The organism is Flavimobilis marinus (assembly GCF_900113055.1).
Classification (GTDB): Bacteria; Actinomycetota; Actinomycetes; order Actinomycetales; family Cellulomonadaceae; genus Flavimobilis; species Flavimobilis marinus.
In genome coordinates this window covers 612,685-625,754 of record NZ_FONZ01000001.1, presented here as the reverse complement: position 1 = coordinate 625,754, position 13,070 = coordinate 612,685, and the positions used below count along the sequence as shown (strand labels likewise).

Genomic DNA, 13,070 nt, shown 5'->3' with positions numbered 1-13,070 from the left:
TCACGCCTCCTCGGTGAAGCCCGCCCGGGTCATCTCGCCCCAGCCGGACTCGGTGCGCCGCAGCGCGCGCACCAGCCCGACGGTCCGCCACCACGAGTGCAGGAAGTGGAACCAGAACGGCTCCGCGATCGCGGCCACGACGAGCGCCAGGACGTCGCGTCGGCGCGGGTAGCGCGCGAACGACACCTCCTCGACGAGCACCGCGGCGAGCGAGCCGAGCACCGCGAGCAGCACCGACGCCCCGACGTAGATCGCCAGCAGCGGCAGGGGCAGCACACCGGTGGCGAAGCCGATCGCCACCGTCGCGAGCCCGATCACCTCGATGAACGGTCCGACGAGCTCGAACATCAGGAAGTAGGGCATGGTCACGAGGCCGAGGACGCCGTAGCGCGGCCGGCCGATCATCCCGCGGTACTTCCACAGCAGCTCGCCCAGGCCCTGCGACCAGCGCTTGCGCTGCTTGGCGAGCACCTTGAGCGTCGAGGGCACCTCGGTCCAGCAGACCGGCTCCGGCAGGAACACGACGCGGAACGCCTCGCCCCGGTCCCGCATCATCTTGTGCACGCCGACGACGAGGTCCGCGTCCTCGGCGAGCGACGTCGGGTCGAGACCGCCGAGGTCGAGGACCGCCTGCCGGCGGAACAGCCCGAACGCTCCGGAGATGATCAGCAGGCCGTTCATGCTCGACCAGCCCGAGCGCCCGACGAGGAACGCCCGCAGGTACTCGAGCACCTGCGTCCGGACCACCAGGTGCCGCGGGATGCGCGTCGAGACGATCCGCCCGCGGTGCACGCTCGCGCCGTTCGACGGCAGCACGACGCCGCCCGCCGCGACCACGCGGTCGTCGTCGATGAACGGCTGGACCACGTGCAGCAGCGCGTCCGGCTCGAGCAGCGAGTCGGCGTCGATCATGCAGACGAGCTCGTGCGAGCTCACGCGCAGCGCGGCGTTGACCGCGTCGGAGCGCCGCCCCACGCTCTCCTTGCGCACGAGCACGAGCCCCGGGTGCCGCGACGAGCGCAGCGTCGCGAACGTCGCACCCTCCTGCTCGACGTCGCCGTTCACCTCGAGGACCGTGGGGACCATCGCGAACTCGTCGACGAGGATCTGCGCCGTGCGGTCGCTCGAGCCGTCGTCGACGACCACGATCTCGACCATCGGGTAGCGCAGCTCGAGGAGCGCGATCACGGCCTGCTTGATCCCCGCCTCCTCGTTGTGCGCGGGGACGAGCACGGAGACGCCGGGAGTGAGGGGGTTGGCGAAGGTGAGATCCCGCGTCATCGAGTCCGGCCAGGCCAGCTCCGCGGCGATCGCCCCGCCCGCGCGGGCCACCAGGGCGATGAACAGGACGTTGTAGGCCAGGTAGTAGAGCACCAGGACGACGGTCACCCAGAAGACGACGTCGGCGAGCACGGTCACAGGCCTTCCCCTTCCCCGAGCAGGCCCAGGGCCTGCCGGACGGCCCGGTCCTCGGCTGACGCCGGCTCCGCGAGCGCGAGCGCCGTCCGCAGCGCGGGGACGGAGCGCGGGGAGCCGATGCGCCCGAGCGCGGTCGCCGCGTGCGCGCGCAGCTCGCCGCCGCAGGAGGCGAGCGCCCCCTCGAGCCGGTCCCGGGCGTCCGCGAGCCCGAGGTGGCCCGCCGTGTCGATGACCAGACGCTGCACCCGTGGATCGTGCGACGCCCAGGCGACCCCGAAGGCGTCCGCGCTGGCGGGACCCACCTGGACGATCGCCATGGCGGCGACGCTCCGCGACACCGGCCGACGCCGGGCACCGACCGCGAGCGCGATCGCCGGCACGGCCTCGAGGACGCCGGCCTCACCGAGGGCGCGCGCGGCAGCCGACCGGACCCGCGGGTCCTTGTCGCGCAGCATCGCCACGACGGGTGCCGGGTCGGCCCCCAGGGCCAGGTAGAGCTCGATCGCGACCGCGCGCCGCGACGGGCGGCGCGCGCGCAGGCCCCGGCGTGCCTGCGGCTCGTAGTCGTGGGTGCGCAACCAGGTGGCGAGCGCCTCGCGGTCCGCCCCGCGCACCTTGTGCACCAGCGCCGCGGCCGCCGTGCCCATGGCGCGCGCGTCGGAGCGCTTGCGCGGGACCGGTACGTCCTCGCCGTCGGTGACGTCCAGGAGCAGCGGCAGCACGGTCGCGTGCGCCCGGGCCTGCCGGCGGTCGCGCGCCATCGTCACGACGCGCACGAGCGCGATGAGGAGCATCAGGAGGACGGTGGCGGCCGCCGTGGCCTCGAGGACCCAGCCGGCGACGTCGTACCTCATGTGCGCGCGAGCAGGGACTGGGCCCGGAGCACGAGCTCGCGCGTGCTGAACGGCTTCTGCATGTACTCGTCCGCGCCCGCGGTGAAGGCGCGCTCGAGGTCCGCCTCCTGCGCCTTCGCGGTCAGCATCAGGATGCGCGTGTCGGACACCTCGGCATCGGCCCGGACGGCCTCGCAGACCTCGATGCCGTTCATCCGCGGCGTCATCCAGTCGAGCACCACGAGCGCGGGACGGTCGGCTCGGATCGCCGCCAGGCCCGCCTCGCCGTCGACGGCGACGCTGACCTCGTGGCCGGCGGAACGCAGCTTGTGGGCGACCAGCGCCGCGATGTCAGGATCGTCCTCGACCACCAAGACCCGCGCCATGCTCACGCCCTTCCCCGGCGTCCGCCGAGTCCTTCGCCTCGCTCGCTGCGGGGCACACCCACCATAATCGGACGAACGTCCCCCGGCCTGAGGAGTCTGTGTGCTGCCCGTCACGACGCGCCTCCCCCGGTCCGTGCAGGCCACGGTGATCCTGCACCTGGCCCTGATGAGCCTCGCGCTCGTGCTCGGCTCCGGCACAGCGGCGTTCACCGGCAGCAACCTGATCTCCGTGTGGTGGCCCGCGATCGCGGTCTGCACGCTTGCCGTGATGGCCGTCCCCCGGCGGTGGTTCCTCGTCGCGGGCGGCTCCGTGCTCGTGTGGATGACCGTCGCCAACATGCTCGCCGACCGGCCGTTCGGGCTCTCGTTCGGCTACGGGCTCGCGAACGCCGTGGAGGCCGTCCTCGTCTCGTTCCTGCTGACGTACGGTCGACGGCGCGCCCGCCTCGAGCGGCGGCGCGACGTCCTGACGCTGCTGGGTGCCGCCGGACTCGGGGCCGCGATCGCCACCGTGATCGCCTCGGTCACCCTCCTGGCGAACGGTGGCTCGTACGTCGGCGGGACGCCCGTGCTCACGAGCCACGCCTCGGCCCTCCTGACGATCCTGCCCCTCGCGCTGACCAGCACCCGCAGCGCGGAGCGTAGCCCGCGGTGGCAGCTCGTCGCACAGCCCATCGCGCTCACCACCACGGTGCTGTTCGTGTTCTGGCCCGGGCACACGCTGCCGCTGGCGTTCCTGCCCATGCCGTTCCTCGTCTGGGGCACGCTCCTGTACTCCTCACGCGCGATGGCGGTGCAGCTCGCCGCCGTGGCGATCACCGTCACCAGCCTCACCGCCGCCGGGCACGGTCCCTTTGCTGCCGTCACGGCAGACGCGCTAGGTCCGGTCCAGGCCGTGCAGATCTTCCTCATCACCTACGCCGCCTCGATCTTTGCATTCGCTACGGGGCGCGACGAGCGTCAGGTGATCGCTGCGCGCCTGGCCGAGCGCGAGCAGGTGCTGCGCGGCGGGCTGATCGACGCGCAGATCGGACTCGTGATCATGCACGAGGTCTCGCCCACGGAGATCCGCGTCGTCGAGGCGAACGTCCGGGCCGCCGAGCTGCTCGCGGGCGAGGTGCCCGCGATCAGTGACGACCCCTCGGCCGAGGTGCTCGACGAGGACCTGCCGCTCCTCGAGATCCCCGACCCTCCGACGCCTTTCGTGGCCGCCCTGGTCGCCGCCCGCCTGTCGCCGCTCGGTGAGTGGTACGACGAGTTCGAGACCCCCGACCAGCGCCAGGTCGAGCTGTTCCTCACGCGCGTGCCGCGCGGGCCAGGCGAGGCGTTCGTCACCGCGCAGGTCGTCGACGTCACCCAGCGCCACCTCGCCGACGCCGCGATGCAGCGCGCACTCAGCGACGAGCGCGCCGCGGCGGCACGCCTGCGGGAGGTGAACCGCCAGAAGGACGACTTCCTGTCGTCGGTCAGCCACGAGCTGCGCACGCCGATCACGAGCATCCTCGGCTACGTCGAGCTGATCGAGGACGAGACCGAGCTCGACGACGAGCAGCGCGCGTACCTCGCCGTGGTGGAGCGCAACGCACGACGCCTCGGTGTGCTCGTGGAGGACCTCCTCGACCTCGGCGCCGGGGCCGCCCGCAACGAGCGGGACTCCGGGACCACGGACCTGCGGGACGCCGTGCAGCAGACCTGCCAGGAGCTGCTGCCCGTCGCGACCGCGCGCGGCGTGCGGCTCGAGGTCCCCGCGGTGCCGCCGCTGCTGGCCTCGGCCGCCCGCGCCGACGTCGGGCGCATCCTCACGAACCTCATGACGAACGCGATCAAGTTCACGCCCGCGGACGGCAGCGTGACGATCACGACCGCCCTGCAGGACGACCACGCCGTGCTGACCGTCACGGACACGGGCTCGGGCATCGCCCCCGACGAGCTGGAGCAGGTCTTCGGTCGTTTCTACCGCAGTGCCGCCGCGGAGGAGAGCTCCGTGCCGGGCACCGGCCTCGGCCTGGCGCTCGTGCGCAGCCTGGTCGAGCGCAACGGCGGCGCCATCGCGCTGGACTCCGACGGCGCGTCGTACACGACGGCGACGGTGCGCCTGCCGCTCGTGCGGCACTGACGGGCGGCTACCCGACCGAGGTCTCGCGCACGACCTCGTGCCGGAGCATGACGACCCCGCCGTCGAACGTCCGGTTCTCGACCAGCCGCAGGTTCTCCGCCCGACCCGTGGGAGCGAACAGCAGCCGTCCGGCGCCGAGCAGCACCGGGACCACGAACAACCTCACCTCGTCCACGAGCCCCAGCTCGAGGAACGTCGCCGCGAGGTCCGCCCCGCCCACGGTCATGTCGCCGCCCGGCTGCGCCTTGAGCGCCGCCACCGCGCCGACGTCGACACGCCGCTCGAGCCGGTCGGCCCACGGCGCGTCCGCGGCCGTGAGCGTGCGGGAGTACACGATCTTCGTGATCCGGCGCCAGATCTCCGCGAACTCGGCCACGGGTCCGGCGTTCGCCGGGTCCTCGTCCGCCGTCGGCCAGAACTCCGTCATGAGCTGGTGGGTGCGACGCCCCTCGAGGAAGGCGCTGTGCGTCGCGATCTCCTCGTTGAAGTACGCGTGCAGCTGCGGCGACACCTGGTGCCACGAGATGTCGCCCCCCGGCCCCTCGTAGTACCCGTCCAGCGACACCGAGGCCCACAGGATCACCTTGCGCATGTCGTCCCCGCCCGTCAGGACCGGCCTCCGTCCGCCCGGCCGCTCGTGGTGCCAGGGTGCCGCCACCGCGCGCGGGCCGCAAGAGGTTCCTGCCCGTGCGCCCGGTGCCCGCGCGGGGCAGCATGGCAAGCATGACTACCGAACTCAGTGCCGTCGTCCTCGTCGGCTCCCTGTCCCCCTCCCCCGCGGCGTCCAGCAGCGAGCTGCTCGGCCGCCAGGTGCTCGACGCGCTCGCCCCGCACGGCGTGACCGGTGAGGTCGTGCGGCTCGTCGACCACGACATCAAGCCCGGCGTCAAGGCCGACATGGGCCCCGGCGACGCATGGCCCGCGATCCGCGAGCGCGTCATGGCCGCCGACATCCTGGTGCTCGCCACGCCCATCTGGATGGGTCAGCCCTCCAGCGTGACCAAGCGCGCGCTCGAGCGCCTCGACGCCGAGCTGTCCAACACGGACGAGCAGGGCCGGCTGGCGACCTACGGGAAGGTCGCGGCGGTCGCCGTCGTCGGGAACGAGGACGGCGCGCACCACGTCAGCGCCGAGCTCTTCCAGGCGCTCAACGACGTCGGATACACGATTCCCGCGGCGGGGATCACCTACTGGGTGGGCGAGGCGATGGCCGGGACCGACTACCAGGACCTCGACGACACCCCCGAGACGACCGCCGGGACGACCGCGACCGTTGCCGCCAACACCGCGCACCTGGCCCGGCTGCTCAAGGACTCGGGCTACCCGCCTGCGTGAGACCAGTCAGCGCAGGTCGGCCACCCGCCCGGCAAGAGCGTCGGTGAGCAGGCTGACCAGCGCCTCGAGCTGGACGTCGGCGGACGAGCCGACCTCCTCGTCGGAACCGTCGAGCGCGCGCGCGGCGAGGCCGGCCTTGGAGTCGATGAGCTCGGCGATGCGCGTGTCGATGGTCTGCGCGGCGATGATCCGCCATGCCGTGACGGGCTCGGCCTGACCGATCCGGTGGATGCGGTCGATCGCCTGCGTCTGCTCGGCGTCGGTCCACGAGAGCTCGGCGAGCACCATGTTGGACGCGACCTGCAGGTTCAGGCCGACGCCCGCGGCGCTGAGCGAGCACACGACGATCGCGACCTCGGGGTCGTTGACGAACGCGTCGATGTTCTTCTCCCGCACCCGCGGCGTCTGGTCGCCGCGGATCGACGTGAACCGCAGGCCGCGCTTCGCGAACGTCTGCTCGGCGGCGTCCATGACGTCGACGTGCTTGGCGAAGAAGACCACCTTGCCCACGTTGTTCGCCAGCTGCGCGGCGTAGTCGGCCGCGAGCCCGGCCTTGGCCTGGCCGATGCGGCGCATCATCGAGAACACGTTCTCGCCGGTCTTCGCGCCGGTGGACTCCTCGCGCTCCCACGTCGCCACGCGGCGCACGAGCTCGTGGTCGATCCCGTCGACGACCGTGCCCGTGGTGCGGGTCTCGAGCGCCGTCTCGTAGCGCTTGACCAGCCGGCGGGCGAGCTCGCGCTCCGCCTCGCGGATGGACCGCCCCGCGTCGTCGTCGAGCTCGACCGGCATGTCCGCGACGCGCCGCGCGGGGATGTCCGCGGCGACGTCGATCTTGCGGCGCCGGACGATGCCGCGGTCGATCACCGCGTCGCGGGCGGCCGGGTAGAACGCGGCGTCAGCCGGGGTGAGCGCGTTGTCCTCGAGCGCCGCCATGAGCTCGCCGACCGGCTTCTCGCCGTCGATCCAGCCGAGGAACTCCCAGATCGCGCGGAAGTCCTCGATGTCGTTGATCAGGGGCGTGCCCGTGAGCGCCATCAGCAGGGGGCTCGCAGTGCGCGCCTGGATCTGCTGCGACAGGGCCAGCACGTGCTGGGAGCGCTGCGAGCCCTTGTTCTTGATGAAGTGCGCCTCGTCGACGACCATCCCCCGGAAGCCGAGGTCGGCGAGCCACCCGACGTGCCGGTCGAGGATCTCGTAGTTGACGACGACGACGTCGGCGAACCCGTCGATCGACTCGCCGTTGCCGTGCACGACCGTGGTCCGGCGCTTCGGGGTCCACCGGGCCGCCTCGCGCGCCCAGCTGGTCTTGACGACGTTCGGGACGACGACGAGCAGCGGGTAGGCGTCCGCGGCCTGCGCGGCCAGCAGCGCCTGGGCGGTCTTCCCGAGCCCGGGCTCGTCCGCGAGCAGGAACGTGCGGTGCCCCGCGGCCGCGGCGGCGACCACGCGCGCCTGGTGGGGCATCAGCTCGAGGCCGCCGGGGGCCTGGAGCGAGGCCGGTTGCGGCAGCGGCATGCACGCGGAGCTGCCGCCCCGCTCGAACGCCCGGAACAGCGGCTCGAGCAGCTCCCAGCCGGCGAGCAGACGCGGCCGGACCCGCGGCTTGTTGGCGATCTCGAAGTCCGGCGGGAGGAACGGGTTGGAGCGCTTGCGGGCGACGATCGCCTGCGGCACGACGCGGCGCTCCGCGGGGACGCTCGCCACGGGCGCGGGGGTCGACGACGGCGTCGCGGCCGTGGGCGTCGACGGCGCCGTGGTCTCAGCCGGGGTCGGGGCGGCAGGCGCGGGCGGCGCCTCGAGGCCGGCGGCGTCCAGCAGCTCGCGGCGCAGCTCGAGGGCCGCGTCAGAGACGGCCGCGTCCTCGGTGAGCAGCGCCAGCAGCGCCGGCTTGCGGGCCGCGGTCTGAGCGAGGATCGTCGCGACGCCGTCGAGCCGCTTGAGCTGCTCGGCGCGCCGGGCCTCCGAGAGCGTCGGATCCGCCTTCACGCGGGCGCGCTCCTCGCGCATCAGCAGCGCGACGACCTGGAACTTGGTACGCGTGGAGGGGCGCATCTGGTCGCGCTGGACGGCCCCCTCGACCTCCCGCACGACGCGGGCGAGGATCGGGATGACGCCCTCGTTGTCGCGCGGGCGCGCGGGCTGCTTGCGTCCGCCCCCGCGCCCCGCGCCCCGCTTCGCCGCAGCCGCGGGCTTCGCGGTGCGGTTGCTCTTGCCGCCAGCAGTTTTGCTGGCGTTCTTGCTGGTCGCGGATGTTCCGCTGGCGCCCGATCGGCGCTGGCCACCTCGGGCCACAAGCTCCTCCTCCGGAGTGCACGGTCCGCGCCGCTGCCGACGGGGAGAACCCCGTCCGGCGGCCGGGGCCGGGACGTTTCGGCGACGCGCGGGCCAGACGACGGGGCCGGCCGCTCGCGACGCGGGGGGCTCGCGGGTCTGGGACCCTCGCGTCGAGCACCCCGTGGGGCGCGTCCGCGGTGCGAACCGACGGTCATCGGCTGATGACCTCGACCGGGAGCGACGTCGTCAGACAGGCGACGCCCCGCGGTGCTGCCCGCCATGCTACTCCTGCGCTCGCCTCGCCCGCGCACCCGACGCGGCGCGTCGGCGTAGGGTCGACGCAGACGGGCGACGTGGGGAGGCAACCATCGCGGGTCGGATCGTGATCTTCGGTGCCACCGGGTATACCGGCGAGCTGGCGGCGCGCGCGCTGGTGGCGCGCGGGGCACGACCCGTGCTCGCGGGACGGTCGGCGGAGCGGCTGCAGCCCCTCGCCGCGGCGCTGGGAGGGCTCGACACGCAGGTCGCGGACGTCTCCCGGCCCGCCTCGGTCCGCGCTCTCGTCGAGCGCGGCGACGTGCTGGTGTCGACGGTCGGGCCCTTCGCGCGCTGGGGCGGTGTCGCGGTCGAGGCCGCGCTCGACGCCGGTGCGCACTACCTGGACAGCACCGGCGAGCCCAGGTTCCTGCGTCTGGTGTTCGACGAGCTCGGGCCGCGGGCCGCGACGGTCGGGACGACGATGGTCCCCGCCTGCGCGTTCGACTGGGTGCCGGGCAACCTCGCCGGTGCGCTCGCGCTCGAGGCTGCCGGTGCGAGCGCGACGCGCCTCGTCGTCGGCTATGCGAGCCGGGGCGGCGGCGGCCTGAGCGGCGGCACCGCACGCAGCGTGGGCGGGGTGCTCCTCGAGCCGTCGTTCGCCTGGCGAGGCGGACGGCTGCGCACGGAACGGGTGGGCGCGCGGACCGCACCCTTCACGCTCGCCGACGGCGCGGTGCAGCGCGGCGTCAGCGTCGGAGGCTCTGAGCACCTGACGCTCCCGGCGGCGTACCCGTCGCTCCAGGACGTCACGGTCGTCATCGGTGGCGGCGGTCACGCCGCGCGGCTCGTGCCCGCGGCCACGGCGGTCGCCGCCGGGATCGCCGCGCTGCCGCCCGGCCGCCGGGCGCTCGCCGCGCTCCTCGACCGCAGTGCGCCCTCCGGCGGCCCGACGCCCGAGCAGCGCGCACGCGGGCGATCCATCGTCGTGGCCGAGGCGCGGGACTCCGGTGGGCGTCTGCTCGAGCATGTGCGCCTCGACGGGCCCGATCCGTACACGCTGTCCGGTGACATCCTGGCGTGGTCCGCGATGGCGGCCGCCTCCGGCGCTCTGCGCGTCACCGGTGCGGCCGGGCCGGTCGCGGCGTTCGGGCTCGAGGCCCTCGAGGCCGGCGCTCGGACCGCGGGCCTGGTGCGACGTGACGCCGTCGAGCGCCCGTAGCCCTGGCTTGCGCCGCCCGGCCAGGTGGCCCGATCCACGGCAGGATGGCCGGATGGACCACGCCGATCCCCCGTCCGCCGCCCGGGCGCGCACGCTCGCCGAGGTCGACGCCCTGGTCGCGGGGTGCTTCGCCTGCCCTCGTCTCGTGGCCTGGCGCGAGGACGTCGCCCGGACCCGGCGCGCAGCGTTCCGTGACGAGGAGTACTGGGGCCGGCCGGTGCCGAGCTTCGGGGACGAGTCCGCGCGCGTCGTCGTCGTGGGCCTCGCCCCGGCCGCCCACGGCGGCAACCGCACCGGACGGATGTTCACCGGGGACCGCTCGGGCGACGTCCTGTTCGCGGCGCTGCACCGCACGGGCTTCGCGTCGCAGCCGACGGCGACCGCGCGCGACGACGGCATGGTGCTGACCGGTGCGCGCCTGGTCGCCCCCGTGCACTGCGCGCCGCCGGACAATAAGCCCACGCCCGCCGAGCGGCACACCTGCGCGCCCTACCTCGGGCGGGAGCTCGAGCTGCTCGCACCCACGGTGCGCGTCGCCGTCGTGCTCGGCGGGTTCGGCTGGCAGGCACTGCTGTCCACGCTCACGGAGCAGGGCTGGCTCGTGCCGCGACCCCGGCCCAGGTTCGGTCACGGGGCGCGCGTCGACCTCGTCCACGCCGACGGCCGCACGCTCACCGTGCTCGGGTGCTTCCACGTCAGCCAGCAGAACACCTTCACCGGCCGCCTCACGCCCGCGATGCTGGACGACGTGCTGATGGCGGCACGGGAGGTCGCTGGGCTCGGCGCACCTCCAGGGCCGCCGCCCGCCCTCGCACCTCGTTCAGGCCCGGCGCGCACCTGACGCGCAGGCGACGCAGCGGCGCGCCGTGGGCCGCACCGCGAGCCGCTCCGCGGGGATCTGCCTCCCGCACGCCTCGCACCGCCCATAGGTCCCCGCCGCGACCCGCGCGAACGCGTCGTGGATCTCCTCGAGCTGGGACTGCGCCTGACGCGCGAGCGCGTCCACCTGCGCCCGCTCGAAGGCGATCGTCGCGCCCTCGGGGTCGTGCTCGTCGTCGGCGTTCGAGTCCGCAGAGGCCGCGACGATCTCGTCGAACCCGCCGCGCAGCGCGCGCAGCCGCTCGGCGACCTCGGCGCGAGCGCTGACCAGCGCGGCGACAGCCGGATGGTTGCCTTCCACCGTGCGGTCGGGGTGCTCCTGGTCCTCGCGAGACATCCCGTGATCGTCGCACGGGCCGCCCGGGATGCGCCCGGCGAACAACGCTCCTAGCGTCGAGAAGGTCTGGACCCGTGCGCATCGCGAGGGAGCGTGAACCATGTCCGAGCACGACAAGAGTCAGCCCCGTGCCACCGAGCAGCACCACGACGAGGACCACGAGGACCACGGTGGGCACGGCGGCTCGGCCAAGCCCTACCTGCGCTTCGCGGCGATGATCGCGACGGGCATGGTGGTCATGTACTTCATCATGTTCGTCGGCTCGTGGGAGTGGGGGCACATCCGGTTCAGCGAGAGCCGCGTCTTCATGACGCTCACCATGGGCGGAGCCATGGGCCTCGTGATGTTCGCGTGGATGGCCCACATGTACAAGGACGCCAAGGCGAACATCGCCGTCATCGCGGTCAGCGTGCTGCTGCTCGGCGGGGGCGCCTACCTCGACCGGAGCCAGGCCACGGTCGGCGACACCGCGTTCATGCGAGGGATGATCCCGCACCACTCGCTCGCCATCACCCGCTCGGAGCGCGCGAATCTCGACGACTACCGCGTGTGCGAGCTCGCGGTCGAGATCAGCGAGGCACAGCGCCGCGAGATCTTCGAGATGGACTGGTTGATCGACGACATCGCGGCGCACGGGATCGCTGCGACTGCGGCCGAGGCCGCCGAGCGTCCCGTCCCTGAGTACACCGAGCCCGCCGACCGGACGTGCCCGAGCGACTGACCCGTCCTCAGGCCGTCACGGGTGCACGAGGATCTTCACCGCGGTGTCGTTGCGGTTGATCAACGTGTCGAGCCCCTCGTCCACGAGGTCGGCGAGGTCGATGCGCGCGGTGATGAAGGGCTTGAGGTCGATCTTGCCCTCCCGCACGAGCCTGATCGTCTCGGGGTGGTCGTTGACGTAGGCGATGGTGCCGCGCAGGTCGATCTCCTTGAGCACGATCTTCATCATGTTCACGGTCGCGGGCTTGCCCCAGATCGACACGTTCACGACGACGCCGCCGGGCTTCACCGCGTCGACCAGCGCATCGAGGACGACGTTGACCGAGGAGCACTCGAAGGCGACGTCGACCCCGCGGCCGTCGGTGAGCTCCAGCACGCGGGCCTGGAGGTCCTCGGCGGTGGGATCGATCACGTGGTCGGCCACGCCGGTGTCGCGCGCCTTGGCCTTGCGGGCGTCGCTCAGCTCCGACATCAGCACCGTCACACCCTTGGCCTGGAGGACGGCGGCGGTGAGGAGCCCGATGGGGCCCGCCCCACCGATGAGTGCGACGTCTCCCTCCTGTGCGCCCGAGCGCACGTACGCGTGGTGGCCCACGGACAGCGGCTCGATCAACGCTGCCTCGTCGAGCGGCATGTCGCCGACCGGATGCACCCAACGGCGCCCGACCACGACCTTCTCGCTCAGGCCGCCACCTCCGCCGGACAGACCGATGAAGCCCATCGAGCGGCACAGGTGGTACTGGTCCGCCAGGCACATGTCGCACTCGCCGCACGTGAAGTACGGCTCGACGACGACGCGGTCACCCACCGCGAGATCGGTGACCCCGTCCCCGAGGGCGGCGACCGTGCCGGAGAACTCGTGGCCCATCGTCACCGGGAGCTCCTCGCCGGACAACGGGTGCGGGTGGCCGGGCGGCGGGATGAAGATCGGCCCCTCGAGGTACTCGTGCAGGTCGCTGCCGCAGATGCCGCACCAGGCCACGTCGATCGCGACGGCTCCCGGCCGCAGCTCGGGCTCGGGGACCTCGTCGATCGTGATGGTGTGCCGGCCGTGGAATCGCGCTGCCCTCATGGTGATCATCTCCATCGAGAATCGGGCTGTTCCCCCCTGCTGACGTTACGCCTCTGGCGCGCATCCGCAAGGCCCGGAACGCACGAAGGCCCGGACCATCAGGTCCGGGCCTTCGTCGTTGGTAGCGGGGGCAGGATTTGAACCTGCGACCTCTGGGTTATGAGCCCAGCGAGCTACCGAGCTGCTCCACCCCGCGTCGACTCCGTAACACTACGTCAG

General features: G+C 73.2%; 12 protein-coding genes and 1 tRNA gene. 5 read left to right on the top strand and 8 right to left on the bottom strand.

Going from position 1 to position 13,070, the window contains the following annotated elements; translation table 11 throughout:
- The 3 genes from BMZ30_RS02815 to BMZ30_RS02805 are packed head-to-tail and all read right to left on the bottom strand — an operon-like array spanning nucleotide 1 to nucleotide 2,638.
- Nucleotides 1-1,419, bottom strand: a complete 1,419-nt coding sequence (locus BMZ30_RS02815; protein ID WP_093374846.1) for a glycosyltransferase family 2 protein — start codon at nucleotides 1,417-1,419, stop codon at nucleotides 1-3.
- Nucleotides 1,416-2,273: a HEAT repeat domain-containing protein gene (locus tag BMZ30_RS02810; protein WP_093374843.1), complete on the bottom strand. Its 858-nt coding sequence runs from the start codon at nucleotides 2,271-2,273 to the stop codon at nucleotides 1,416-1,418. The genes BMZ30_RS02815 and BMZ30_RS02810 overlap by 4 nt, the downstream gene beginning before the upstream one ends.
- Nucleotides 2,270-2,638 carry a response regulator transcription factor gene (locus tag BMZ30_RS02805; protein ID WP_093374841.1) on the bottom strand — a complete coding sequence of 123 codons (369 nt, stop codon included), beginning with the start codon at nucleotides 2,636-2,638 and terminating at the stop codon, nucleotides 2,270-2,272. The genes BMZ30_RS02810 and BMZ30_RS02805 overlap by 4 nt, the downstream gene beginning before the upstream one ends.
- Before the next feature lie 100 nt (nucleotides 2,639-2,738).
- Between BMZ30_RS02805 and BMZ30_RS02800 the strand changes: the two genes are divergently transcribed.
- Nucleotides 2,739-4,754, top strand: coding sequence for a sensor histidine kinase (locus BMZ30_RS02800; RefSeq protein WP_093374839.1), 2,016 nt, complete (start codon nucleotides 2,739-2,741; stop codon nucleotides 4,752-4,754).
- 7 nt (nucleotides 4,755-4,761) lie between these two features.
- Here the strand turns inward: BMZ30_RS02800 and BMZ30_RS02795 are convergent, their stop codons facing one another.
- A complete protein-coding gene (locus BMZ30_RS02795; RefSeq protein WP_093374837.1) occupies nucleotides 4,762-5,346 on the bottom strand; it encodes a dihydrofolate reductase family protein in 585 nt (194 codons plus the stop codon).
- 131 nt (nucleotides 5,347-5,477) lie between these two features.
- Here BMZ30_RS02795 and BMZ30_RS02790 point away from each other — a divergent pair, with 131 nt between their 5' ends.
- The gene (locus BMZ30_RS02790; RefSeq protein WP_093375693.1) at nucleotides 5,478-6,089 is read left to right on the top strand and encodes a flavodoxin family protein; all 612 of its coding nucleotides are present in this window, start codon (nucleotides 5,478-5,480) and stop codon (nucleotides 6,087-6,089) included.
- Between the two features lie 6 nt (nucleotides 6,090-6,095).
- Here BMZ30_RS02790 and BMZ30_RS02785 read toward each other — a convergent pair whose 3' ends face one another.
- Nucleotides 6,096-8,144 carry a DEAD/DEAH box helicase gene (locus tag BMZ30_RS02785; RefSeq protein ID WP_219810190.1) on the bottom strand — a complete coding sequence of 683 codons (2,049 nt, stop codon included), beginning with the start codon at nucleotides 8,142-8,144 and terminating at the stop codon, nucleotides 6,096-6,098.
- Between the two features lie 604 nt (nucleotides 8,145-8,748).
- Here BMZ30_RS02785 and BMZ30_RS02780 point away from each other — a divergent pair.
- The gene (locus BMZ30_RS02780) at nucleotides 8,749-9,843 is read left to right on the top strand and encodes a saccharopine dehydrogenase family protein (RefSeq protein ID WP_219810172.1); all 1,095 of its coding nucleotides are present in this window, start codon (nucleotides 8,749-8,751) and stop codon (nucleotides 9,841-9,843) included.
- Nucleotides 9,844-9,895: 52 nt separating this feature from the next.
- Nucleotides 9,896-10,684 carry a uracil-DNA glycosylase gene (locus BMZ30_RS02775; protein WP_093374835.1) on the top strand — a complete coding sequence of 263 codons (789 nt, stop codon included), beginning with the start codon at nucleotides 9,896-9,898 and terminating at the stop codon, nucleotides 10,682-10,684.
- Here the strand turns inward: BMZ30_RS02775 and BMZ30_RS02770 are convergent.
- Entirely contained in the window at nucleotides 10,664-11,059 is a 396-nt protein-coding gene (locus BMZ30_RS02770; protein WP_093374833.1) for a TraR/DksA family transcriptional regulator, read from the bottom strand. The genes BMZ30_RS02775 and BMZ30_RS02770 overlap by 21 nt on opposite strands.
- A 100-nt stretch (nucleotides 11,060-11,159) precedes the next feature.
- Here BMZ30_RS02770 and BMZ30_RS02765 point away from each other — a divergent pair, with 100 nt between their 5' ends.
- Nucleotides 11,160-11,780: a DUF305 domain-containing protein gene (locus tag BMZ30_RS02765; protein ID WP_093374831.1), complete on the top strand. Its 621-nt coding sequence runs from the start codon at nucleotides 11,160-11,162 to the stop codon at nucleotides 11,778-11,780.
- A 15-nt stretch (nucleotides 11,781-11,795) separates the two neighbouring features.
- On the opposite strand, the gene BMZ30_RS02760 is transcribed toward BMZ30_RS02765, so the two are convergent.
- Complete coding sequence (locus BMZ30_RS02760; protein ID WP_093375687.1) at nucleotides 11,796-12,851, bottom strand: 2,3-butanediol dehydrogenase; 1,056 nt, start codon at nucleotides 12,849-12,851, stop codon at nucleotides 11,796-11,798.
- A 119-nt stretch (nucleotides 12,852-12,970) separates the two neighbouring features.
- Nucleotides 12,971-13,047, bottom strand: a tRNA-Met gene (locus tag BMZ30_RS02755).
- Between the last annotated feature and the right edge of the window lie 23 nt (nucleotides 13,048-13,070).

What these genes read in the sequence shown, in the direction of transcription:
- BMZ30_RS02810 (WP_093374843.1), bottom strand. Translation starts at nt 2,273, where the DNA reads ATGAGGTACGACGTCGCCGGCTGGGTCCTCGAGGCCACGGCGGCCGCC.
- BMZ30_RS02805 (WP_093374841.1), bottom strand. Translation starts at nt 2,638, where the DNA reads ATGGCGCGGGTCTTGGTGGTCGAGGACGATCCTGACATCGCGGCGCTG.
- BMZ30_RS02795 (WP_093374837.1), bottom strand. Translation starts at nt 5,346, where the DNA reads ATGCGCAAGGTGATCCTGTGGGCCTCGGTGTCGCTGGACGGGTACTAC.
- BMZ30_RS02790 (WP_093375693.1), top strand. Translation starts at nt 5,478, where the DNA reads ATGACTACCGAACTCAGTGCCGTCGTCCTCGTCGGCTCCCTGTCCCCC.
- BMZ30_RS02785 (WP_219810190.1), bottom strand. Translation starts at nt 8,144, where the DNA reads ATGCGCCCCTCCACGCGTACCAAGTTCCAGGTCGTCGCGCTGCTGATG.
- BMZ30_RS02775 (WP_093374835.1), top strand. Translation starts at nt 9,896, where the DNA reads ATGGACCACGCCGATCCCCCGTCCGCCGCCCGGGCGCGCACGCTCGCC.
- BMZ30_RS02770 (WP_093374833.1), bottom strand. Translation starts at nt 11,059, where the DNA reads ATGTCTCGCGAGGACCAGGAGCACCCCGACCGCACGGTGGAAGGCAAC.
- BMZ30_RS02765 (WP_093374831.1), top strand. Translation starts at nt 11,160, where the DNA reads ATGTCCGAGCACGACAAGAGTCAGCCCCGTGCCACCGAGCAGCACCAC.
- BMZ30_RS02760 (WP_093375687.1), bottom strand. Translation starts at nt 12,851, where the DNA reads ATGAGGGCAGCGCGATTCCACGGCCGGCACACCATCACGATCGACGAG.